We start from the raw sequence: 21,191 nt of genomic DNA on the forward strand, positions 1-21,191 counted from the left end.
ATATGCGAATTATTGTTTATGGTAGTTTACGGCAAAACCAAGGTAACCATCACTGGATGACTTATGCACAGCTTTTGGGTGAACATAAATTAGTGGGATATAAACTTTATGATTTAGGTTTTTACCCTGCGGTTATTGAAGGTGAGGGTGAAATAGAGTGCGAAGTCTATCGGATCACGCCTTCTATCTTGACAGAGCTTGATGAATTGAAAAAGAACGATCAAGATTACAAGCGCCAACTGATTTCAACACCTTATGGTAGTGCTTGGATCTATCTTTATCAAAAACCCGTTGATGGCTTGAGAGAAATCAAAAGCGGAGATTGGTTAAAACGTCATGAGGAAGAGTAATAGGTAAATTTAGCTATTACGATAGATAACTTAATAATAACAAAAAAACTCGATATAAATATCGAGTTTTTTTTATAAAAATATTATTTTCTATAAATTTAATTATGGGTTTAATTTTTAACTGCCATTTAATTATTTATAATAAAATTAGTCTATTTTTAATAAATTTAAATATTTATATTTTTTAAAATTTAAATAAGTAATTATTAATTTAATTTTTATCTGTATCGATATGAAAATTATTAATGGTAGACCTGATTGACAGCAAAATAAATTTAATGTTAAAACAGCTTTGCTTAAGAAGGAAAGAGATAACTATCTTATTATTAAATAGTGAAATAAGGTAATTTATGGATAAATTAAATGACATTACTCAACTTTATAATAATCCTCCCAAAGACGTAAAACATAATAGAGTAAATCATGGTTTTACTGACATGATATTACAAACAAAAAACGTAGCAACAGATACATTAGATAAACTCGCTTATCTTGCAGGTATTAAAAATGCACCTGCCGATGATAAGTATTTAAAATTAAATACAACTAATTTAGATGCATTGCTAAAAAGTGCAAAGTCACTGGGTTATGATATCGAAGTTGTCAGTATTTAATTCCAAAGCAGCCATAAGGCTGCTTTTTTAAATGTATAGGAGGCAGTCGTGAATAAGGATATTAATGAACTTAATAAAAATATTAATATTGTAGGATTACATTGGATTACTCGCTGGCGAGTGAATAACGGAAAACAACAGTCTTATGTTATTCCCTTCGCAACAACTTATCCTATTAATATTGTTTACCATGGTAAAAGTGAATTTAAATATGGGCAGTACGGTATTCATCTTGGTCAACAAGATACATTAACTTTTTTAGGTGATGAAAAACAAAAGATACTGGCTAAATTTATTGATTGTCGTAAAAATTCACCAACATTTAAATCAGAATTAAGTTTTGAGATAACACCATCATCCGCAAGAACACTAATTATTCCCCCAGGGGTCGCCCATACTTTTTCTCATCTAGAGAATGTTTTTACCTTAAATAACTATTCTCTTTTTTTACCTACAATCGAGCAATTAGCAAGTGAAACGTTTAATTGGTCACCTAATAATGATGTGATAAATCTTCCTGAGAATATCGATATTAATGAGATTGAAGGCTATGAGCCAATGACAGAAGAAGCCTCTGCACTGGTCTATCATCGGATCGCAGAGATACAACAGCAATGGTTAAGTCAACATCGATTTCTACACTCTGAAACCCGTAAAATCCGTTTAGATAATGGCGATGAGATTAATTTAAGATTTCGAGAGAAAATAGCAGATACTCAAAAACAACAATTACCTACATCGACTATTTTAGGTGTTGAATTTCATGAAATGGCGACCTTACATACTGGTAAAGAGAGTGGTATTGTCCCATTAACGCGACAATCCCCTATGTATCTAGTTGAACATGGTCATGAGGATTATGATTTTGACTCTTATGGATTACATTTAGGGCAAGAAGATCATTTAACTTTTCTAGGTGATATATCTCATGAAATCACCGTTAAGCTGGTGGATATGCGTGAAAATTCCCCCACGCTATTTTATGAAGATGAAATTATTTTTAATCCTGCACCCAATATTGAGTTAGTGATCCCTTGTGGTGTTGCCCATGCCTTATTTAATATGGCGAATATCATTACTGTTAATCGACCAGTTATCTATTTAGACAAAGAAAAAGAATATATTCCAGGCTATGATGTCATTGATTGGAAAATTGCTAATAAAAATTATCAATCTTATCACGTTAATAAAATAGCAGCAGACTTAAGCTATTATCAATTCCTCGTTTCTAAACAACAGGAGTTAATGAAACACAAGCCCACCCATCATACTCCAAAATCGATTGTTATTTATGATGAAAATAACCAGCCTATTAAAGTATTAATTAAAGAAAAGGTATAACTTCGATTATGCGTATTGTCTTTTTCTATATGCTTTTTTTGGTGTTAAGTGCTGATGGCTTAATGGTTTTTTTAACACCTGTTATTGTTTATCAATTAACAACAAGTATTGAGTATGCGGGATTGACATACGCCTTATGGTGGTTACCACGCATTTTTTTAATACCGCTTATTGGTCAATATATTGATACTCTAGGTGTGCGCCCTGTTTCTATTCTTTCTGATAGTAGTAAAATTATTGGCTGTTTATTTTTATTAACTTCAGATTTTTCCTCTGATTTAGTGATTGCAATTAGTTTTGGATTAGTGGGAAGTTTAATTTCTATTGGTAATTCACAGACGCTGATTTCATATGAAAAAATTATTGCATTGATGAGTCACCATAAAGAACATCATATTAATATAATGTCACGAATAGATTTTTTGGGCATGATCACCGGTCCATTCATTGGGATGTTATTTATTGAGCATGGATACCGTTATTTACTTATTATTCCCTGTTTATTCTATTTTATTAACGCAGTATTCTTTTTGTTCTTTTATCTAGAGCCAAAAGAGAGTCACGCTGCCACTCAATTACATAGCCAAGCAGAGACGTTACGAGTCACTAAAAGGATGGTAATGATTTTTACATCTCCTATTTTGATTTTTTCTATTTTAATTGCTATTGGGAATAATATGTTTGATGGATTAATTGAATCGAGTGGTATGGCATTAATTGATCAATCGATGAACTTACCGATTAAATACTATGGCTTTATTGATATTTCTGCGGGGATCTGTGGTGTAATAGGTACTTATTTATATGGCTATTTAACTCATTATTTAAATCGAAAATTATTACTGTCTCTGTCAATTTTCATCATCACAATAAGTTCTTCTTTACTGATTATTTTTCAACAAGATATCACTATTTTTATTATCTTTTATGCCCTATCCATTATTGGTAAGGTTTTTTCAGGGAATATCTTGCGAATGTTCAGAATAGAAATCATTCCTGTGACGCAATTAGCCAGTACTTCCTCACTGATTATTTTATTTAATCAACTGATCTTACCCATTGTGGGTGGGCTTTTGTTTTTCTCTACTGGTGAAGTCGCCTTTATTTATACACTGATGGCGATTGCGATAGGGATAACATTGATAAGTGGTGTATTGCTTGTGACGTTTCATCATAAAAAAAGCCCTTCAATAAAATGAAGAGCTTATTTATCAGTAAGTTATTCTGAGTGGGTCAGAATTATTTTTTAGCGCGTTCGAAAGAAGACAGAATTTCAGCTTTAGCTGCCTCTACGCCTTCCCAACCATCAACTTTTACCCATTTACCAGATTCTAAATCTTTGTAATGTTCGAAGAAGTGTTTGATTTGTGCTTTTAACAGTTCAGGCAGATCGTTCACATCTTTAATGTGGTCGTATTCTTTGCTCAGTTTAGTGTGTGGAACTGCAACGAGTTTCGCATCTTCACCTGATTCGTCAGTCATTTTCAGTACGCCAACAGGACGGCAACGAATAACTGAACCTGGTTGTAATGGATATGGTGTTGGAACCAGAACGTCTACTGGGTCACCATCTAAAGATAACGTGTTATTGATGTAACCGTAGTTGCATGGGTAGAACATTGCAGTTGACATAAAACGGTCAACGAATAGTGCGCCACTTTCTTTATCAACTTCGTATTTGATAGGATCCGCATTTGCTGGGATTTCAATAACAACATAGATATCTTCTGGTAGTTCTTTACCAGCAGGAACATGATTCAGGCTCATAAAAAATTTCCTATAAAAAAATTAATTTTACGTGGCCGTTAGTATAGCGAAAAGTTTTTAACAATACCCGTTTTTTGCCAAACATGTTGCGTTCTGACGTAAAAATAAGCAACAAATAAAAGAAAGGGATATTTTCAAAGATGAAAAAACCGGACGAATAAGAAGCCCGGTTTATCTATGTGAATGTGAAACGAATGGATTATTCTTCGTCTGGATATTGCGCCATAAAGCTTTCAGCTTGTTCAACCATCGATTTAGTCCCTACAAAGAAAGGCATACGTTGGTGAAGCTCTTTTGGTTCGATATCAAGAATACGCTCTTTACCGTTGCTTGCTTTACCGCCAGCTTGTTCGGCTAAGAACGCCATTGGATTGCATTCATAGAGTAAACGTAATTTACCAGTAGGGTGGCTTGCAGTACTTGGGTAAATATAAATCCCCCCCTTCAGTAAATTGCGGTGAAAATCAGCAACTAAAGAACCAATATAACGGGTGGTATAAGGGCGGTTTGTTGCTGCATCTTGTTCTTGGCAATACTTAATGTATTTTTTTACCCCTAATGGGAATTTGATGTAGTTACCTTCGTTGATTGAGTACATATTTCCTGTTGGTGGGAAATGTACACTTTCATGAGATAAACAGAATACACCTAAAGAAGGGTCGTAAGTAAAGGCATGAACACCACAACCTGTTGTATAAACGAGCATGGTTGATGAACCATAAACGACATAGCCAGCGGCGACTTGGCGATGACCTGGTTGTAAGAAGTCATCTAAAGTGACAGGTTGTCCAATCGGTGTAATACGGTGGTAAATAGAGAAAATTGTTCCGACGGAAACGTTTACATCAATATTTGACGAACCGTCTAAAGGATCCATTAGTACAACATACTTGGCATTTTCAGCACGATCACCTTCAAAGATAACAATATCATCTTCTTCTTCTGATCCGATACCCGCAACTTCACCGCGTGCTTTTAATGCAGCTTTCAGTTTCTCATTCGCGTAAAGATCCAGTTTCATCTGGGCTTCACCTTGAACATTAGAAACACCGTTAGTACCAAGAATATCGACTAACCCTGCTTTGTTAATATCACGGTGGATAATTTTAGCCCCAAGCTTAATTGCTGAAAGTAATGCAGTAAGTTCACCCGTTGCATGGGGAAAATCTTGTTGTTTCTCGACGATAAATTCGCCTAATGTTTTCATGACGCAGGTCCTGAATGTGAGTGGGTAAAGTAAAAAAGGAGAGAAAATCTCCTTGGTGGTGGCAAGTTTAGCCAAAGAATCGGATGATTCAAAGGTTAATCCGTTTCTTATCTGCTTTTTGATCGTTAGAATAGTGACCAACTTCATGCTATTGGACAGAAATTCATGCACATTCATATTCTTGGTATTTGTGGCACCTTTATGGGAAGTCTTGCCATTCTCGCTAGAGCGAAGGGACATAAAGTTACAGGCTCAGACGCTAATGTCTATCCACCCATGAGTACTTTACTAGAAAATCAGGGAATCGAACTGATTGAGGGATATGACCCAAAACAATTAGAACCTGCCCCTGACATGGTGATTATTGGTAATGCAATGACACGAGGAAACCCTTGTGTTGAAGCTGTACTTGAAAAAGGTTTGCCTTATACCTCAGGCCCTCAGTGGCTACATGACTATATTTTACCTGAACGTTGGGTGTTAGCCGTCGCTGGAACTCATGGTAAAACTACAACAGCAGGTATGCTGGCTTGGGTTTTAGAAGATTGCGGTTATAAACCTGGCTTTTTAATTGGCGGTGTACCGGGTAATTTCCAAGTATCTGCACAGTTAGGTGAAAGTCCTTTCTTTGTGATTGAAGCTGATGAATATGACAGCGCTTTTTTTGATAAGCGTTCTAAATTTGTTCATTATTCTCCACGCACATTGATTTTAAATAACCTTGAATTCGATCACGCTGATATTTTTGATGATTTAGCGGCAATTCAAAAACAATTCCATCATTTAGTTCGTATTGTCCCGGGCACAGGAAAAATTATCATGCCTGATAGCGATATGAATTTAAAACAGACCATTGGAATGGGATGTTGGAGTGAGCAAGAGTTCACAGGTGAAACAGGAGATTGGCAAGCCAAAAAACTCAATAATGACAGTAGTCATTTTGAGGTATTCCACAAAGGTGAGCGAGTCGGCGAAGTGTCTTGGGGACTTTCAGGTGAACACAACATGCAAAATGGTCTAATGGCGATTGTTGCAGCGCACCATGTTGGTGTTTTACCCGCTGATGCTTGTGAAGCATTAGATAAGTTTATTAATGCACGTCGTCGCTTAGAGCTACGTGGTGAGGTCAACCAAGTCAGTGTTTATGATGACTTTGCGCATCATCCCACTGCGATTTTGGCAACGCTTGAAGCGTTACGCAGTAAAGTTGGTGGAACCGCTCGTATTATTGCCGTATTAGAACCTCGTTCAAACACTATGAAAATGGGAATTAGCAAGGATGATATCGCCCCGGCATTAGGGCGTGCTGATGAAGTCTTTTTATTCCAGCCACCTAATATTCAATGGTTAGTGAGTGATATTGCTGAGCATTGTGTACAGCCAGCTCGTTGGAGTTCAGATCTGGATACGCTAGTTGATATGATTGCGAAAGAAGCGCAAGCGGGCGATCATATTTTGATTATGAGTAATGGCGGTTTTGGCGGTATTCACGAAAAATTGCTTACAAAATTAGCACAGCCTAAAGAGTCGGATAGACAGTATTAAAAATAAGCAAGCCACTGAAAATTCAGTGGCTTGCTTTTTGAAGTTGTCGAAAGGCTAATTATAATTCTTGATCAAAAAGATTTAGAATCGCATCTCGTAATTCTTCTGTGGAAAATCCCGGTGCCGGTGTTGAGAAAATAGTATCATCACCTGCAATACTGCCAAGGATCCCTTCTGCTTTGCCTAATGAGTCTAATAAACGTGCAATAAGTTGTGCCGCACCTGGACTCGTTCTTATCACCACAACAGAATGATTATGATCGATATCGAGTACCAGATTTTTTAGTGGGCTGCTTGCTGTTGGTACGCCAAGCTCAGTAGGAAGGCAATACACCATTTCCATTTTGGCGTTACGGGTTCTTACTGCACCAAATTTTGTTAGCATACGAGAGATTTTTGACTGATTAATATTATCAAATCCAGCCTCTTGTAATGCAGTCACAATCTCGCCTTGTGAACTGAATTTTTCTTCTTTCAGCAGGGCTTTAAACGCTTTAACCAAGTCTTCTTGCTTAGAAGGAATGCGCATAGTTCACCTTTAGTGAGTTATCAATAACCTGCGTATTATGCAGAGAAGTGAATTTTTATGCAACATAAGACGAAGAAAGATGAGTGATAGCCTCCTTAAAATTGTAAAGTAGAATGTACTACAAAAAATTTTATTTACAGTGCGTGAATGTGATAATTTAAAGAAAGTAAAGCATTTGTTAAATAAATGATAAGCTTAAATGATTATCACGAGGATGATGGTGCACTTAACATTTTGTCATATTTATTGAAATTATTTATCAAAAGAGTGTCCACTATCTCATTAACAGATAAGCAATTTGTTTAGAATAACCGAAGTGTTATTTTTCACTGTAAATGCCTTATTATGCAATGTTACTGTTAAATAATTGTTTTTTTAAAGGTGAGTTGCGTAAGAGTGAGTATCTCGAAGGCGTTCCACTATCTCGTAAACTAAGGAGTATCAGAATGAAAGTAGCAGTTCTCGGTGCAGCAGGTGGTATTGGTCAGGCACTGGCACTTCTTCTTAAAAATCAGCTTCCAGCTGGTAGTGAACTCTCTTTATATGATATCGCTCCCGTTACACCGGGTGTCGCAGCTGACTTAAGCCATATCCCGACTCAAGTGACTGTAAAAGGTTTTGCGGGTGAAGATCCTTCTCCTGCGCTAAAAGGCGCTGATGTTGTCCTGATTTCTGCGGGCGTTGCTCGTAAACCAGGCATGGATCGTTCAGATCTTTTCAATGTTAACGCAGGTATTGTGCGTAACTTGATTGAAAAGGTTGCACAAAATTGCCCGAAAGCACTTATCGGAATCATTACTAATCCTGTGAATACAACCGTTGCTATCGCAGCAGAAGTGCTTAAGAAAGCAGGCGTTTATGATAAGAAACGTCTTTTCGGGATCACCACTCTTGATATTATTCGCGCCAATACCTTTGTTGCAGAACTAAAAGGTAAAGATCCACAAAAAACCAATGTTCCGGTGATTGGTGGACACTCTGGTGTGACTATTCTCCCTCTATTATCTCAAGTTGATGGCGTTTCATTTACCGATGATGAGGTCGCGGCATTAACTAAACGTATTCAAAACGCAGGTACTGAGGTTGTTGAAGCAAAAGCGGGTGGTGGATCAGCAACACTATCTATGGGTCAAGCCGCTGCTCGTTTTGGTCTTTCATTAATTCGCGCCCTAAATGGCGAGAAAAATGTTATTGAATGTACCTACACAGAAGGCGACGGAGAATATGCTCGTTTCTTCGCACAACCTATTCTTTTAGGTAAAAATGGTGTAGAGGAATATTTATCTATTGGTAAATTAAGTGATTTTGAAATGCAATCTCTTAATGGCATGTTAGATGTATTGAAAAAAGATATAATTCTTGGTGAAGAATTTATTAATAAATAAAGAAATTCTTTTTTTGCTATAAAAATAATGCAAATTTAAATAAAAACCGCTGATACTATATCAGCGGTTTTTTTTATTAATTATAATGTATGTAATTATTAGTTAATTATTAGTTTTGGTACGAATCTTTCGTTCAAGTAATTCTCCTGTCTCAGGATGAAAATAACGGCTAGGCCAAATTTCACTAGGAGCGATACCAAGATAATCAGCAATGATTTTCTCTCCTTTAGGCCAAGGGCGTGACAACGCATTAGCAAGTGTTGAAGAGCTTAACCCTGCTTGGCGAGAGATGGCAGCAAGTGTTGTTCCTCGTTTTCTAAGTGCGGCAATAATATCGGCAGGATGCCAATCAGATTTCCTTGAAATCATTTTTAATCCTTTTTCTATAAAATTGATTGCTGTGTTAGTGGTATAAATAACAGTTTATTAGAAATGTCCTAAAGCATTTAAACTGATTATTTAGAAAATAAAATAACATTATTTTTCTAAAAAGATTTCTGATTTTTTTCTTAATAATTTCTTTTTTGAAGTTGATAACAATTTTAGAGAAACATAATGAAAAAAGAGTGGTATACGGCAAAGGAATTGACGGGTATAGGTGGATTACCTAAATCACCACAAGGTGTAAATTCAAAAGCGAGACGAGAGTCTTGGCAAAAACAAAATGTAAAAAATAAGCAAGGTAATGGTGTTGAATATCATTATTCTTGCTTACCAGAAGAAACTTTAATTGCTCTAGAACTTTATGAGCCATTAGCACATTACAAACTAAATAAAAAAGAGGAGCCACTCGTTATCTGGGTGAAAGCATTCCAACAACTAAATAATGGTGAACAAAAAACATTAACAGAGCTGATATTGCGGGATGGTATTAGAAGTTTTTTAGAAAAAGTCGTCAATGATTAAGCGATTTTAAAGAATCTATTATTGCGTTATCCGCAACAGATATCTGACTAACCTCTTAGTTGAATGTGAGATGAGATCATGAAAAAAGAATGGTATACAGCGAAAGAATTAGTGGGGCTTGCGGGGTTACCTAACTCACCGCAAGGCGTTAACTTGATGGCGCGTCGTGAAGGATGGGAAAATCGTCGTAAACGTGGAGTGCAGGGAAAAGCTGTCGAGTATTCCGTAAAAAGTCTGCCTGATGAGGTGATTAGTGTACTCGCTGCACATGAACCTCCAGCTGAATATTTATCAAAACGTCAGGATGCCTTTTTGATTTGGGTTGAAGCTTATTATCAATTGACTAAATCAGAACGAGAAAAGATTGTGAAATTCGTACTGCGCGAAGGGCTGGCAAAGCTCATTAGTTATATTGATGCAGATAATCAAGATGCTATCGAGCGAGAAAACGAAGAAGTCCTCAATAAATTGAAAAGCCCACCAGAATCGACGTAGTCGCTCTAGTGGGCTTCTTTAATTAATGGGGCGTATATAAAGCCAAAGTTATGATTGACGTTGTACTGCGACGTGAGCAAGCCCAATAAGCGCATCTTTATACGGTGAGTCAGGTATAATTGATAAAGCTTCAATCGCTTTGTCTGCTTCTTCTTCCGCTTTTTGACGGGTATATTCCAAAGAGCCACACTGTTTCATTGTATTTAAAACAGTATCTAATAAATGGCGACCATTACCTTGTTCAATGGCTTGGCGAATTAATTGGGAGTCTTCTTCATTGCCATTATGCATAGCATGAAGTAATGGCAACGTTGGTTTACCTTCATCAAGATCATCACCAGTATTTTTACCTAACTGGTTGTTATCTGCATCATAATCAAGTAAATCGTCAATGAGCTGGAAAGCAGTCCCAAGATAACGACCATAATCTTGGAATGCTTTTTCTTGCTCAGGCGTTGCTTCCGAAAGGATCGCTGATGCATGAGAAGCGGCTTCAAAGAGACGAGCTGTTTTGCTGTAGATAACTTGCATGTAGTCATCTTCGGAAATGTCCGGATCGTTACAATTCATTAGTTGCAAAACTTCACCTTCAGCGATCACATTGGTGGCGCTAGACATTAATTTTAATACACGCATCGAATCAAGATCCGTCATCATCTGAAAGGATCGTGTATAAATAAAGTCGCCAACAAGTACACTGGCAGCATTTCCAAAAACAGCATTTGCCGTTTGTTTTCCCCTACGCATATCAGATTCATCCACAACATCATCATGTAACAACGTTGCTGTATGAATAAATTCGATAAGCGCTGCGACCGAGATATGTTTGTCGCCTTGATAGTCCAATGCTCGTCCAGTGAGCACTGCGATCATTGGTCGGATCCTTTTACCACCACCACTAATGATGTAGTAACCAAGTTGATTTATCAAAGAAACATCTGAATTAAGCTGGTAAAGGATTGCCTCATTTACCGCAGTCATATCAGCGGATGTTAGTTTTATAATAGATTCTAAATTCATGTTTTTTCGACTTTGGCTCGCCAATGAGCGCGTTATTATTAATAAAAAATGATCATGCCATAGATTTTACTCTCTTATAATTTAGATTGTACTTTAAAAATGGCTGAAATAAATATCGTGTAAAAAACTCTTTTTTTTAACGCTAGTTTGCGATCTGTACTTGTCATCGGCACTAAATTTGCGTAGAATTCGCGCCCTATGTGAATATTTTAATTGTGCACTCAAATTATACATATTGGGAGTGTGCGGAAAGCGGAGTTTATATGTACGCGGTTTTCCAAAGTGGTGGTAAACAACACCGAGTCAGCGAAGGTCAAACTATTCGTTTAGAGAAGCTGGAAGTAGCTACTGGCGAAACAATCGAGTTTGATACTGTAATGATGGTCGCTAATGGCGATGACATTCAAATTGGCGCTCCAATCCTTGCGGGCGTTAAAGTTAAAGCGGAAGTGGTTGCTCACGGTCGCGGCGATAAAGTTAAGATTGTTAAGTTCCGTCGTCGTAAACACAGCCGTAAACAACAGGGCCACCGTCAGTGGTTTACTGATGTTAAAATCACTGGTATCGCTTAAGGTTTAGGAGAGTAGTTCAATGGCACATAAAAAGGCTGGCGGCTCGACTCGTAACGGTCGTGATTCCGAAGCAAAACGTCTGGGTGTTAAACGTTTCGGTGGTGAAGCTGTATTAGCAGGTAGCATCATCGTTCGTCAACGTGGTACTAAGTTCCATGCAGGTACTAACGTTGGTTGTGGTCGTGACCATACCCTGTTTGCATTAGCTGACGGAAAAATTAAGTTCGAAGTTAAAGGTCCAAACAACCGTAAATTTATCAGCATCGAAGCTGAATAATTACTGGTCCTTTAAGCACCGAGTCAAAAGCCCTGCAAATCTGTTGCGGGGCTTTTTATATTTAAAAAAGGCCATCTCTGGGTAATTTCGGCCATCCAGCACGTTAATGGCTACTATACGGAGTAAAATCATGAAATTTGTTGATGAGGCCAAGATCCTAATCGTCGCGGGCGATGGTGGTAACGGCTGTGTAAGCTTTCGTCGCGAAAAATATATCCCTAACGGGGGACCAGACGGTGGTGATGGTGGTGATGGTGGTGATGTCTACATGATTGCAGACGAAAACCTTAACACCTTAATTGATTACCGTTTTACAAAATCTTATCGCGCAGAACGAGGTGAAAATGGTCACAGTCGTGATTGCACCGGTAAGCGTGGTCAAGATATTACTATTAGTGTTCCTGTGGGAACGCGTGTCCGTGATTTAGCAACAAATGAAATCATTGCTGACTTGACTGCTCACGGTCAAAAACAAATGGTTGCTAAAGGCGGCTTCCACGGTTTAGGTAATACGCGTTTTAAATCGTCGGTTAACCGTGCTCCACGTCAACGTACAATGGGTACGCCGGGTGAATCTCGAGAAGTACTATTAGAGCTAATGTTATTAGCTGATGTGGGCATGCTTGGTATGCCAAATGCGGGTAAATCTACATTTATTCGTGCGGTATCAGCAGCAAAACCTAAAGTTGCAGATTATCCATTTACGACGTTAGTACCAAGCTTAGGTGTGGTTCGTATGGATAATCACCAAAGCTTTGTTGTTGCCGATATTCCCGGATTAATCGAAGGCGCCGCTGATGGTGCAGGTCTTGGAATCCAATTCTTAAAACACTTAGAACGTTGCCGAGTACTATTACACTTGATCGATATTGATCCTATTGATGGATCAGATCCAGTGGAAAATGCAAAAATTATTATTGCTGAACTCGAGAAATACAGCGAAAAATTAGCACAAAAACCACGTTGGTTAGTGTTCAATAAAGTCGATCTTCTTGATGCTGAAGAAGCAAAAGAGAAGGCAAAAGCTATTGTTGATGCGCTAGGTTGGGATGAAAACTATTACATGATAGCGGCCATCAACCAAGAAGGTGTCAAAAAGCTTTGCTGGAATATCATGGAATTCTTAAATGTTACTCCGCGTGAGCAAGATATCGTTGCAACAAAAGCAGAGCCAGGAAAAGTTGACTTTATGTGGGATGATTACCACAAAGAACAGCTAGAAAACCCTGATTTTGAAGAAGATGACGACGACGATTGGGATGAAGATGATGATGAAGGTATTGAATTTATCTACCAACGTTAACTCTCAGGCTGATTAAAATAGAAAACGCCTGATTAATCAGGCGTTTTTTATATATCGTTTATACTTATTGAGTATAAATCTAGCGGTTATTGTACATATCTTTATACAGATTAGTTTCAAAACGCACTAAATAAGCACGTCCAGCATTACGATTCTTTGTCGGTGGTGAATACGCTGAAACGTATTGTACAAACGCAACTTTCTGCCCATTTGCCGTAGTCATAAAGCCCGCAAGATTGTAGACACCTTTTAATGATCCCGTTTTGGCAGAAACTTTGCCATCAACACCCGCTTCATGAAAACCACCTCGATATTGCAATGTACCGTCATGCCCTGCAAGGGGAAGCATAGTCATAAAGTTTAATTCACTTTCATGTTGTCCAATATATTGAAGGACTTGCATCATGGTTGCAGGTGAAATGAGGTTATGGCGAGAAAGACCTGACCCATCAACCATAACGGTATTTTCTAAATCGATTCCCGCTTTTTGTTTTAAAATAGCGCGAGTTGCTTCTGCGCCAGAACGCCAAGTACCTGCAACGCCATAATACTCACGACCAATGGTTCTAAACACAGTGTCTGCAATCATATTATCAGACTCTTTTAGCATGGTGGTCAGTAAGGTATGTAGCGGTTTTGATTGTGTCTGTGCCAGTACAGTCACAGGTGCTTTTAGTTGAGATCGACGTTTAATATATCCATCAAGTTCAATATTAGCGCGTTGCAACTCTTCTTTTAAAATTGTACCAGCCCAATGAGCACCATCTTGAATAGAAAACATTAAAGGTACTGCATCGTCGCGTTTAGGAATACAACCAGTGATTACATAGGTATTTAAGTCACGAACAGTGACATCTAATTCACAAAAGCGGGTACGAGTTGAGCCTTTCTCATAAGTTTCAACTTCACTTAAAACGGTGACAGGATAGAAAGATGCTTTACGTATTGTGGCAATATCACCCTCTTTGTTGCCACTTTGTAGTAAGACGGAAAAACAGTTCTTATCAACAATGGCTGCACTAGGGGGCGCACTAAAACATTGAGTCAGATCATTCCAAACCCAACCAGGTGCTTTGTCATGGCTTGAAAAAGCAGAAGTATCAATAAGTAAATCACCCTGCACTTTTGTAACACCAGTTTGCTTTAATATGGCAACCATTGCTCTTAATTGCTGGCGAGTTAATGTAGGATCACCCGTAAAACGAAAGATTAAATCACCATTAAGCTGATTGTTTTTTATCTTGCCTTCTGTTTCCATTGTTGTGATGAATTGATAATTTCCACCTAATTGAAGTAATGCAGCAAGTGCAGTCACGACTTTCTGTGTACTTGCTGGAAGTGCTAATTGATCGGCATGATAATTAAGAGTAGGAGAAGCAGCGCCAACGGGTTGAGTTATTAAACCTACTTGTGTTCCTTCAGGAAGAAGGGATGTGTAGTTTTCAACAGGAATTGCTTGGGTTGAAAAACTAATGATACTTAATGTGTAAAGTATCCGTCGAAATGTTGATAGTAAGTGCATAATTTCTCTATCCGTGACTATAGCGTGTAACGTTACAGTATTGATTGCCAGAGGCTAATACTAAAGGGCAATGAGGGCAAAAGTAAACGGCAACAAACAGGATTAACGCATTATCGGAAAAAGTCTGTTTATCTCTTTATAAAGAGAGATAAGGCGTGAAGCGATGCGTCTGTTGTGTTAGATTTAGTTTTAAGTATGGGAGGGGGTAGTTTATGTCCCAATAGCATGAATTGGGAATATCATAGCGTCCCCTCATTCACCGAATATATGTAGAGACAGGCCCAATTTAAGGTTGCCTGTGTCTTTTTTTGTCTTGAGAAGAGTAAATAGATCCTTTTCTCTGTGTTGTTAGTATAAAAAATCAGGATGATACCTATTTTTTATTAGGAATAGTATTGAGGTATTAACACATGAATCAGATCCCTATGACAGTTCTAGGTGCAGAAAAATTACGCGAAGAGCTGGAATATTTAAAAGGTGTTCGTCGTCCCGAGATTATTGCTGCTATCGCTGAAGCTCGTGAACATGGAGACTTAAAAGAAAACGCGGAATATCATGCTGCAAGAGAGCAACAAGGTTTCTGTGAAGGTCGTATACAAGAAATTGAAGCCAAATTATCAAATGCTCAAGTCATTGATGTTACAAAGATGAATAACAATGGCCGCATTATTTTTGGTTCAACAGTTACACTGTTAAATGTTGAAACTGAAGAAGAGCAAACTTACCGTATCGTGGGTGATGATGAAGCGAATATTAAAGAAAATTTAATTTCTGTTAATTCACCGATTGCACGTGGGTTGATTGGTAAAGAGTTAGATGATGTCGTTGTTATCACTACACCGGGCGGACAAGTCGAATACGAAGTTTTAAACGTAGAATATATTTAATTTATAATTTTACGTTTCTATAGAAAACTAGACTGCCATCCTGTGGTAATATAAAAAAGGCCTTAAAAGGCCTTTTTTGCCATAGAGTTAGTTATGGCATTTTTATATAAAGGTACAAGTTTTATTTCGGTAAAATAATCTTACGTGCTTCTGAAGGACGATAAAGAACAAGAATTTTTCCGATAACTTGTACATTCTGTGCACCGCTTTCGCGTACAATCGCTGCCACGATCAAGTTTTTAACATCTCGATCTTCGCCTGCGATTTTGACTTTGATAAGCTCATGGTGTGCCAGAGCGAGTTCAATTTCTGCAAGAACGCCTTCAGTCAACCCGTTGTTACCAATCATAACGACTGGATTCAGGTGATGAGCGAGCCCTTTCAGGTGTTGAATTTGTTTTTTGTTAAGAGTCATCATTAATTTTTGCTTTGTTGGGATTGAAAACGATCTATTCTAACGCCATCTCTCAATTATCACCATAAAATGTCGTTATACGGGGTTAAATGAGTGAAAGAGTAAAAATATTGATAGCTAAGTGTATGATAGTTGGAAAACGCAATGGCCAATAAGAAACGTTCGGCAAGCTCTAGCCGCTGGTTACAAGAACATTTTAGTGATAAATATGTTCAGCAAGCACAGAAAAAAGGGTTTCGCTCTCGTGCTTGGTTTAAACTGGAAGAAATTCAGAAAAGTGACAATATTTTTAAACCAGGTATGACCGTTGTCGATTTAGGGGCTGCTCCTGGAGGGTGGTCTCAATACGTTGTACAGCAGTTAGGAAGTAAAGGTCGAATCATTGCATGTGACCTTTTACCTATGGATCCTATAGTTGGAGTCGATTTCCTTCAAGGCGATTTCCGTGATGAACTTGTGTTGAAGGCATTGCTTGATAGAGTAGGTGAAAACAAAGTCCAGGTTGTCATGTCTGACATGGCTCCAAACATGAGCGGTACACCCGCGGTCGATATTCCTCGATCCATGTATTTAGTAGAATTAGCGCTTGATATGTGTCGTGATGTACTGGCTCCCGGGGGAAGTTTCATTGTCAAAGTGTTTCAGGGAGAAGGCTTTGATGAATACCTGGGGCAAATACGCTCCCTGTTTACGAAAGTAAAAGTTCGTAAACCAGACGCTTCGCGGTCTCGTTCTCGTGAGGTATATATTGTAGCCACAGGGCGTAAACTTTAGTACCCTAAAGCTATTTGTTAACACAGTTGTAATATGAGGTTAATCCCTTGAGTGACATGGCGAAAAACCTGATCCTCTGGCTAGTTATTGCAGTCGTTTTGATGTCATTATTCCAGAGCTTCGGACCCAGCGATTCGAATAGTCGTAAGGTGGATTACTCTACCTTTATCAATGAGTTAACTAATAACCAGTTACGCGAGGTCAGCATAAGTGGTTATGATATTAATGTAACTAAAACAGATAACTCAAAGTACAGCACGTATATGCCTATGCGTGATGATAACCTGCTGACCACTTTAATGAACCGTAATGTAAAAGTAACGGGTGAACCACTTGAAGGCCAAAGTCTTCTGACTCAAATTTTTGTGTCTTGGTTCCCAATGCTATTACTGATTGGTCTTTGGATTTTCTTTATGCGCCAAATGCAAGGTGGTGGCGGTAAAGGTGCGATGTCTTTCGGTAAAAGTAAGGCGCGCATGTTGACAGAAGACCAAATCAAAACAACTTTTGCTGATGTAGCGGGTTGTGATGAAGCGAAAGAAGAAGTAAGTGAATTAGTTGAGTATTTACGTGATCCAGGTCGTTTCCAGAAATTAGGGGGTAAAATCCCTAAAGGTATTCTGATGGTCGGGCCTCCAGGTACAGGTAAAACATTATTAGCAAAAGCCATCGCAGGTGAAGCTAAAGTCCCATTCTTTACTATTTCAGGTTCTGATTTCGTTGAAATGTTCGTCGGGGTGGGGGCTTCTCGTGTTCGGGATATGTTTGAACAAGCTAAAAAAGCAGCACCTTGTATCATCTTTATTGATGAAATCGATGCAGTCGGTCGTCAACGTGGTGCAGGTTTAGGTGGTGGTCATGATGAGCGTGAGCAAACCTTGAACCAAATGCTAGTTGAAATGGATGGTTTCGAAGGTAATGAAGGTATTATCGTTATCGCGGCAACTAACCGTCCAGACGTGTTAGACCCAGCATTACTTCGTCCAGGTCGTTTTGACCGCCAAGTGGTTGTTGGTTTACCTGATGTGCGTGGACGTGAGCAAATCCTTAAAGTCCATATGCGTCGTGTTCCTTTATCACCAGATGTTGATCCAGCAATTTTAGCGCGTGGTACCCCTGGTTTCTCGGGTGCTGACTTAGCTAACTTAGTTAACGAAGCCGCTTTATTTGCTGCGCGTGGTAATAAACGCGTTGTCTCAATGGTTGAGTTTGAGAAAGCGAAAGATAAGATCATGATGGGCGCTGAGCGCCGTTCAATGGTGATGACTGAAGAACAAAAAGCATCAACCGCTTATCATGAAGCGGGTCACGCAATCATTGGCCGTTTAGTACCGGAGCATGATCCTGTGCATAAAGTGACGATTATTCCTCGTGGACGTGCATTAGGTGTGACTTTCTTCTTACCTGAAGGCGACCAAATTAGTGCAAGCCGTCAGAAATTAGAGAGCCAAATTTCAACACTTTACGGTGGCCGTTTAGCTGAAGAAATTATCTATGGTGTAGAGCATGTTTCTACGGGCGCTTCTAATGATATCAAAGTTGCAACCAATATCGCACGTAACATGGTGACACAGTGGGGCTTCTCTGAAAAATTAGGGCCATTGTTGTACGCAGATGAAGAAGGTGAAGTGTTCTTAGGTCGTTCTGTTGCTAAAGCACAACATATGTCTGATGAAACAGCTCGTACAATTGACGAAGAAATTAAAGCTATCATTGATCGTAACTATGTTCGTGCTCGTCAGATATTAATGGATAACCTTGATATTCTGCACTCAATGAAAGATGCACTGATGACTTATGAAACTATCGATGCACCTCAAATTGATGATTTAATGAATCGTCGTGATGTTCGTCCACCTGCGGGTTGGGAAGGCAATAATGGTAATAGTGGTACAACGACTACTGCCCAGCCAGCACAAACGCATGTAGCGAGTGAGCCAAAAGATAAATCTGAGTCAGAAAGTGATACGCCTTCTGATAAAAATACTCATTAATCCTTATCGGGTTATACATATTGAGTAAGCTATAAATACAAACCCCAGGCTTCTGGGGTTTTTTTATGAAGGTATCAATGAAATGAAATTAATGGTCAGAGGAACAGAATTTAACTTATCAACACCTCAAGTTATGGGGATTTTGAATGTCACTCCAGACTCTTTTTCTGATGGTGGCACTCATAATTCACTTAATGATGCCGTTGACCATGCTGCAAAATTAATTGCTGAAGGAGCTTCTATCATCGATATTGGTGGTGAATCTACCAGACCTGGCGCAAGTGATGTCTCTATTGATGAAGAGTTGCAGCGTGTTGTTCCTGTTGTTGAGGCTATTCGTCAGCGTTTTGATGTTTGGATCTCTGTTGATACATCCAAAGCTCAAGTCATTACTGAATCAGCAAATGTAGGTGCTTCAATTATCAATGATATTCGTTCGTTACAAGAGCCAGGAGCACTTGAAGCAGCGGCTAAAACGGGTCTGCCAGTGTGTATTATGCATATGCAGGGTGATCCTAAAACCATGCAACAATCGCCACATTATGAGAATGTGATGATGGATGTTGATCGTTTTTTACAAGAAAATATTCAACGTTGTGTTGATGCAGGGATCGAAAAAAATCAAATTATTCTTGATCCAGGATTCGGCTTTGGTAAAAATTTAGCGCATAATTACCAATTATTAGCACACTTAAGTGAACTTCATCACTTTGGTCTACCCATACTTGCCGGAATGTCACGCAAATCAATGGTTGGACAACTATTGAATGTGCCACCAAAAGAGCGTGTTGCTGGTAGCGTGGCATGCGCAGTCATTGCAGCAATGCAAGGCGCACAAATTATTCGTGTACACGATGTTAAAGAGACGGTTGATGCGATGAAAGTTGTACAGGCGACTCTTTCTGCAAAGGAAAATAATGAATGAGCGAACGTAAATACTTTGGAACAGATGGTATCCGTGGAAAAGTAGGTGATAGTCCAATTACACCTGATTTTGTATTAAAACTAGGTTGGGCTGCGGGCAAGGTATTAGCACGTCATGGCTCTCGCAAAATCATTATTGGTAAAGATACACGTATCTCTGGCTATATGTTGGAATCAGCATTAGAAGCGGGTTTAGCCGCAGCAGGCTTATCGGCTTCATTTACAGGGCCAATGCCAACACCTGCTGTTGCTTATTTAACGCGTACATTCCGCGCTGAAGCAGGGATTGTGATTTCAGCTTCTCATAACCCTTATTATGATAATGGGATCAAATTTTTCTCTATTGATGGTACAAAATTACCTGATGAAGTAGAAGAAGCGATCGAAGCTGAAATGGAAAAGCCAATTACCTGTGTTGAATCAGCAGAATTGGGACGTGCAAATCGTATCGTGGATGCGGCAGGTCGTTATATTGAATTTTGTAAAGGGACTTTCCCGAATGAAAACAATCTTAATGGTCTAAAAGTGGTTGTCGATTGTGCTCATGGTGCCACATACCATATTGCACCAAACGTATTTCGTGAATTAGGTGCTGAAGTGATCACTATTGGTTGTGATCCAACGGGTATCAATATCAACGAAGAGTGTGGTGCAACAGATGTTCGTATGTTGCAAAAACGCGTATTAGAAGAAGGCGCGGATGTTGGTTTAGCTTTTGACGGCGACGGCGACCGTATCATCATGGTTGACCATCAAGGTCTAAAAGTTGATGGTGACCAAATTCTCTATATTATTGCGCGAGAAGCATTACGCCAAGGTCAATTACGTGGTGGTGCAGTGGGTACTCTAATGAGCAATATGGGATTAGAAATTGCACTTAAACAACTAGGTATTCCTTTTGCAAGAGCAAAAGTAGGCGACCGTTATGTGCTTGAAAAATTACAAGAGAAAGGTTGGCGTTTAGGTGCTGAAAACTCAGGTCACATTATTTTATTAGATAAAACGACTACGGGTGACGGTATTGTTGCCGGTTTACAAGTTTTAAGTGCAATGGTGCGTAACCATATGAGTCTGCATGACCTATGTAGTGGAATGAAACTATTACCACAAATTTTAGTGAATGTTCGCTTTACGGGTAGTCACGATCCGCTACAAACATCTGAAGTTCAGAATGTCGCTAAAGCAGTTGAAGAAGAACTGGCTGGCAAAGGTCGTGTATTGCTGCGTAAATCAGGAACAGAACCTTTAATTCGTGTCATGGTTGAAGGTGAAAATGAAGAGCAAGTCACGGCGATGGCAAATCGTATTGCTGACGCGGTGAAGCACGTCGGTTAATTGATGATTTTTTCTTCAATCAATCACTT

At 38.8% G+C, this 21,191-nt stretch carries 23 protein-coding genes; 16 read left to right on the forward strand and 7 right to left on the reverse strand.

Features of this window, described 5'->3' with window-relative positions; all coding sequences use genetic code 11:
• Positions 1 to 2 precede the first annotated feature (2 nt).
• The 4 genes from SB028_RS01595 (at position 3) to SB028_RS01610 (ending at position 3,504) form a co-directional block, all read left to right on the forward strand.
• Positions 3 to 350, forward strand: coding sequence for a gamma-glutamylcyclotransferase (locus SB028_RS01595; RefSeq protein WP_069369861.1), 348 nt, complete (start codon positions 3 to 5; stop codon positions 348 to 350).
• A gap of 350 nt (positions 351 to 700) precedes the next feature.
• Entirely contained in the window at positions 701 to 964 is a 264-nt protein-coding gene (locus tag SB028_RS01600; protein ID WP_069369860.1) for an XRE family transcriptional regulator, read from the forward strand.
• Between the two features lie 48 nt (positions 965 to 1,012).
• On the forward strand, positions 1,013 to 2,305 hold the full coding sequence (locus SB028_RS01605) for a dTDP-4-dehydrorhamnose 3,5-epimerase family protein (protein ID WP_069369859.1): 1,293 nt from the start codon (positions 1,013 to 1,015) through the stop codon (positions 2,303 to 2,305).
• A gap of 8 nt (positions 2,306 to 2,313) precedes the next feature.
• On the forward strand, positions 2,314 to 3,504 hold the full coding sequence (locus SB028_RS01610; RefSeq protein WP_069369858.1) for an MFS transporter: 1,191 nt from the start codon (positions 2,314 to 2,316) through the stop codon (positions 3,502 to 3,504).
• A gap of 40 nt (positions 3,505 to 3,544) precedes the next feature.
• Here the strand turns inward: SB028_RS01610 and ppa are convergent, their stop codons facing one another.
• Together ppa and fbp are read right to left on the reverse strand one after the other, a co-directional pair.
• Positions 3,545 to 4,072: an inorganic diphosphatase gene (gene ppa, locus SB028_RS01615; protein WP_004246260.1), complete on the reverse strand. Its 528-nt coding sequence runs from the start codon at positions 4,070 to 4,072 to the stop codon at positions 3,545 to 3,547.
• A 199-nt stretch (positions 4,073 to 4,271) separates the two neighbouring features.
• Positions 4,272 to 5,279 (reverse strand): class 1 fructose-bisphosphatase, encoded by a 1,008-nt coding sequence (gene fbp / locus SB028_RS01620; RefSeq protein ID WP_036939388.1) that lies wholly within the window; start codon positions 5,277 to 5,279, stop codon positions 4,272 to 4,274.
• Positions 5,280 to 5,444: 165 nt separating this feature from the next.
• On the opposite strand from fbp, the gene mpl reads away from it, so the two are divergent.
• The gene (gene mpl / locus SB028_RS01625) at positions 5,445 to 6,824 is read left to right on the forward strand and encodes a UDP-N-acetylmuramate:L-alanyl-gamma-D-glutamyl-meso-diaminopimelate ligase (protein ID WP_069369857.1); all 1,380 of its coding nucleotides are present in this window, start codon (positions 5,445 to 5,447) and stop codon (positions 6,822 to 6,824) included.
• A 58-nt stretch (positions 6,825 to 6,882) separates the two neighbouring features.
• Here mpl and argR read toward each other — a convergent pair whose 3' ends face one another.
• The gene (gene argR, locus SB028_RS01630; RefSeq protein WP_069369856.1) at positions 6,883 to 7,353 is read right to left on the reverse strand and encodes a transcriptional regulator ArgR; all 471 of its coding nucleotides are present in this window, start codon (positions 7,351 to 7,353) and stop codon (positions 6,883 to 6,885) included.
• Positions 7,354 to 7,799: 446 nt separating this feature from the next.
• Here argR and mdh point away from each other — a divergent pair, with 446 nt between their 5' ends.
• Positions 7,800 to 8,738, forward strand: coding sequence for a malate dehydrogenase (mdh, locus tag SB028_RS01635; RefSeq protein WP_069369855.1), 939 nt, complete (start codon positions 7,800 to 7,802; stop codon positions 8,736 to 8,738).
• Between the two features lie 102 nt (positions 8,739 to 8,840).
• Here the strand turns inward: mdh and SB028_RS01640 are convergent, their stop codons facing one another.
• The gene (locus tag SB028_RS01640; protein WP_069369854.1) at positions 8,841 to 9,107 is read right to left on the reverse strand and encodes a helix-turn-helix domain-containing protein; all 267 of its coding nucleotides are present in this window, start codon (positions 9,105 to 9,107) and stop codon (positions 8,841 to 8,843) included.
• A 186-nt stretch (positions 9,108 to 9,293) separates the two neighbouring features.
• Here SB028_RS01640 and SB028_RS01645 point away from each other — a divergent pair, with 186 nt between their 5' ends.
• Both SB028_RS01645 and SB028_RS01650 read left to right on the forward strand, forming a co-directional pair.
• Complete coding sequence (locus tag SB028_RS01645) at positions 9,294 to 9,644, forward strand: DNA-binding protein (protein ID WP_069369853.1); 351 nt, start codon at positions 9,294 to 9,296, stop codon at positions 9,642 to 9,644.
• A 78-nt stretch (positions 9,645 to 9,722) separates the two neighbouring features.
• Complete coding sequence (locus SB028_RS01650) at positions 9,723 to 10,139, forward strand: DNA-binding protein (RefSeq protein ID WP_023583583.1); 417 nt, start codon at positions 9,723 to 9,725, stop codon at positions 10,137 to 10,139.
• Positions 10,140 to 10,187: 48 nt separating this feature from the next.
• Here SB028_RS01650 and ispB read toward each other — a convergent pair whose 3' ends face one another.
• Positions 10,188 to 11,159, reverse strand: a complete 972-nt coding sequence (gene ispB, locus SB028_RS01655; protein WP_069369852.1) for an octaprenyl diphosphate synthase — start codon at positions 11,157 to 11,159, stop codon at positions 10,188 to 10,190.
• 263 nt (positions 11,160 to 11,422) lie between these two features.
• Between ispB and rplU the strand changes: the two genes are divergently transcribed.
• The 3 genes from rplU (at position 11,423) to cgtA (ending at position 13,311) form a co-directional block, all read left to right on the forward strand.
• Positions 11,423 to 11,731, forward strand: a complete 309-nt coding sequence (rplU, locus tag SB028_RS01660) for a 50S ribosomal protein L21 (protein ID WP_006535707.1) — start codon at positions 11,423 to 11,425, stop codon at positions 11,729 to 11,731.
• Between the two features lie 19 nt (positions 11,732 to 11,750).
• A complete protein-coding gene (rpmA, locus tag SB028_RS01665) occupies positions 11,751 to 12,008 on the forward strand; it encodes a 50S ribosomal protein L27 (RefSeq protein WP_006535706.1) in 258 nt (85 codons plus the stop codon).
• Positions 12,009 to 12,138: 130 nt separating this feature from the next.
• Positions 12,139 to 13,311 carry an Obg family GTPase CgtA gene (cgtA, locus tag SB028_RS01670; protein WP_069369851.1) on the forward strand — a complete coding sequence of 391 codons (1,173 nt, stop codon included), beginning with the start codon at positions 12,139 to 12,141 and terminating at the stop codon, positions 13,309 to 13,311.
• Positions 13,312 to 13,390: 79 nt separating this feature from the next.
• Here cgtA and dacB read toward each other — a convergent pair whose 3' ends face one another.
• The gene (gene dacB, locus SB028_RS01675; RefSeq protein WP_069369850.1) at positions 13,391 to 14,833 is read right to left on the reverse strand and encodes a serine-type D-Ala-D-Ala carboxypeptidase; all 1,443 of its coding nucleotides are present in this window, start codon (positions 14,831 to 14,833) and stop codon (positions 13,391 to 13,393) included.
• A gap of 410 nt (positions 14,834 to 15,243) precedes the next feature.
• On the opposite strand from dacB, the gene greA reads away from it, so the two are divergent.
• On the forward strand, positions 15,244 to 15,720 hold the full coding sequence (greA, locus tag SB028_RS01680; RefSeq protein ID WP_069369849.1) for a transcription elongation factor GreA: 477 nt from the start codon (positions 15,244 to 15,246) through the stop codon (positions 15,718 to 15,720).
• A gap of 121 nt (positions 15,721 to 15,841) precedes the next feature.
• On the opposite strand, the gene yhbY is transcribed toward greA, so the two are convergent.
• Entirely contained in the window at positions 15,842 to 16,135 is a 294-nt protein-coding gene (yhbY, locus tag SB028_RS01685) for a ribosome assembly RNA-binding protein YhbY (protein ID WP_036914752.1), read from the reverse strand.
• A 144-nt stretch (positions 16,136 to 16,279) separates the two neighbouring features.
• Between yhbY and rlmE the strand changes: the two genes are divergently transcribed.
• From rlmE to glmM, 4 genes are all read left to right on the forward strand, one after another.
• Positions 16,280 to 16,909: a 23S rRNA (uridine(2552)-2'-O)-methyltransferase RlmE gene (gene rlmE / locus SB028_RS01690; RefSeq protein ID WP_069369848.1), complete on the forward strand. Its 630-nt coding sequence runs from the start codon at positions 16,280 to 16,282 to the stop codon at positions 16,907 to 16,909.
• Between the two features lie 47 nt (positions 16,910 to 16,956).
• Positions 16,957 to 18,903: an ATP-dependent zinc metalloprotease FtsH gene (gene ftsH, locus SB028_RS01695; protein ID WP_074454112.1), complete on the forward strand. Its 1,947-nt coding sequence runs from the start codon at positions 16,957 to 16,959 to the stop codon at positions 18,901 to 18,903.
• 82 nt (positions 18,904 to 18,985) lie between these two features.
• Positions 18,986 to 19,828 carry a dihydropteroate synthase gene (folP, locus tag SB028_RS01700; protein WP_069369846.1) on the forward strand — a complete coding sequence of 281 codons (843 nt, stop codon included), beginning with the start codon at positions 18,986 to 18,988 and terminating at the stop codon, positions 19,826 to 19,828.
• A complete protein-coding gene (gene glmM, locus SB028_RS01705; protein ID WP_069369845.1) occupies positions 19,825 to 21,162 on the forward strand; it encodes a phosphoglucosamine mutase in 1,338 nt (445 codons plus the stop codon). The genes folP and glmM overlap by 4 nt, the downstream gene beginning before the upstream one ends.
• Positions 21,163 to 21,191 lie beyond the last annotated feature (29 nt).

Source organism: Proteus vulgaris (assembly GCF_033708015.1).
Taxonomy (GTDB): domain Bacteria; phylum Pseudomonadota; class Gammaproteobacteria; order Enterobacterales; family Enterobacteriaceae; genus Proteus.

What these genes read in the sequence shown, in the direction of transcription:
- SB028_RS01595 (WP_069369861.1), top strand. Translation starts at nt 3, where the DNA reads ATGCGAATTATTGTTTATGGTAGTTTACGGCAAAACCAAGGTAACCAT.
- SB028_RS01600 (WP_069369860.1), top strand. Translation starts at nt 701, where the DNA reads ATGGATAAATTAAATGACATTACTCAACTTTATAATAATCCTCCCAAA.
- SB028_RS01610 (WP_069369858.1), top strand. Translation starts at nt 2,314, where the DNA reads ATGCGTATTGTCTTTTTCTATATGCTTTTTTTGGTGTTAAGTGCTGAT.
- ppa (WP_004246260.1), bottom strand. Translation starts at nt 4,072, where the DNA reads ATGAGCCTGAATCATGTTCCTGCTGGTAAAGAACTACCAGAAGATATC.
- fbp (WP_036939388.1), bottom strand. Translation starts at nt 5,279, where the DNA reads ATGAAAACATTAGGCGAATTTATCGTCGAGAAACAACAAGATTTTCCC.
- mpl (WP_069369857.1), top strand. Translation starts at nt 5,445, where the DNA reads ATGCACATTCATATTCTTGGTATTTGTGGCACCTTTATGGGAAGTCTT.
- argR (WP_069369856.1), bottom strand. Translation starts at nt 7,353, where the DNA reads ATGCGCATTCCTTCTAAGCAAGAAGACTTGGTTAAAGCGTTTAAAGCC.
- mdh (WP_069369855.1), top strand. Translation starts at nt 7,800, where the DNA reads ATGAAAGTAGCAGTTCTCGGTGCAGCAGGTGGTATTGGTCAGGCACTG.
- SB028_RS01640 (WP_069369854.1), bottom strand. Translation starts at nt 9,107, where the DNA reads ATGATTTCAAGGAAATCTGATTGGCATCCTGCCGATATTATTGCCGCA.
- SB028_RS01645 (WP_069369853.1), top strand. Translation starts at nt 9,294, where the DNA reads ATGAAAAAAGAGTGGTATACGGCAAAGGAATTGACGGGTATAGGTGGA.
- SB028_RS01650 (WP_023583583.1), top strand. Translation starts at nt 9,723, where the DNA reads ATGAAAAAAGAATGGTATACAGCGAAAGAATTAGTGGGGCTTGCGGGG.
- ispB (WP_069369852.1), bottom strand. Translation starts at nt 11,159, where the DNA reads ATGAATTTAGAATCTATTATAAAACTAACATCCGCTGATATGACTGCG.
- rplU (WP_006535707.1), top strand. Translation starts at nt 11,423, where the DNA reads ATGTACGCGGTTTTCCAAAGTGGTGGTAAACAACACCGAGTCAGCGAA.
- rpmA (WP_006535706.1), top strand. Translation starts at nt 11,751, where the DNA reads ATGGCACATAAAAAGGCTGGCGGCTCGACTCGTAACGGTCGTGATTCC.
- cgtA (WP_069369851.1), top strand. Translation starts at nt 12,139, where the DNA reads ATGAAATTTGTTGATGAGGCCAAGATCCTAATCGTCGCGGGCGATGGT.
- dacB (WP_069369850.1), bottom strand. Translation starts at nt 14,833, where the DNA reads ATGCACTTACTATCAACATTTCGACGGATACTTTACACATTAAGTATC.
- greA (WP_069369849.1), top strand. Translation starts at nt 15,244, where the DNA reads ATGAATCAGATCCCTATGACAGTTCTAGGTGCAGAAAAATTACGCGAA.
- yhbY (WP_036914752.1), bottom strand. Translation starts at nt 16,135, where the DNA reads ATGACTCTTAACAAAAAACAAATTCAACACCTGAAAGGGCTCGCTCAT.
- rlmE (WP_069369848.1), top strand. Translation starts at nt 16,280, where the DNA reads ATGGCCAATAAGAAACGTTCGGCAAGCTCTAGCCGCTGGTTACAAGAA.
- folP (WP_069369846.1), top strand. Translation starts at nt 18,986, where the DNA reads ATGAAATTAATGGTCAGAGGAACAGAATTTAACTTATCAACACCTCAA.
- glmM (WP_069369845.1), top strand. Translation starts at nt 19,825, where the DNA reads ATGAGCGAACGTAAATACTTTGGAACAGATGGTATCCGTGGAAAAGTA.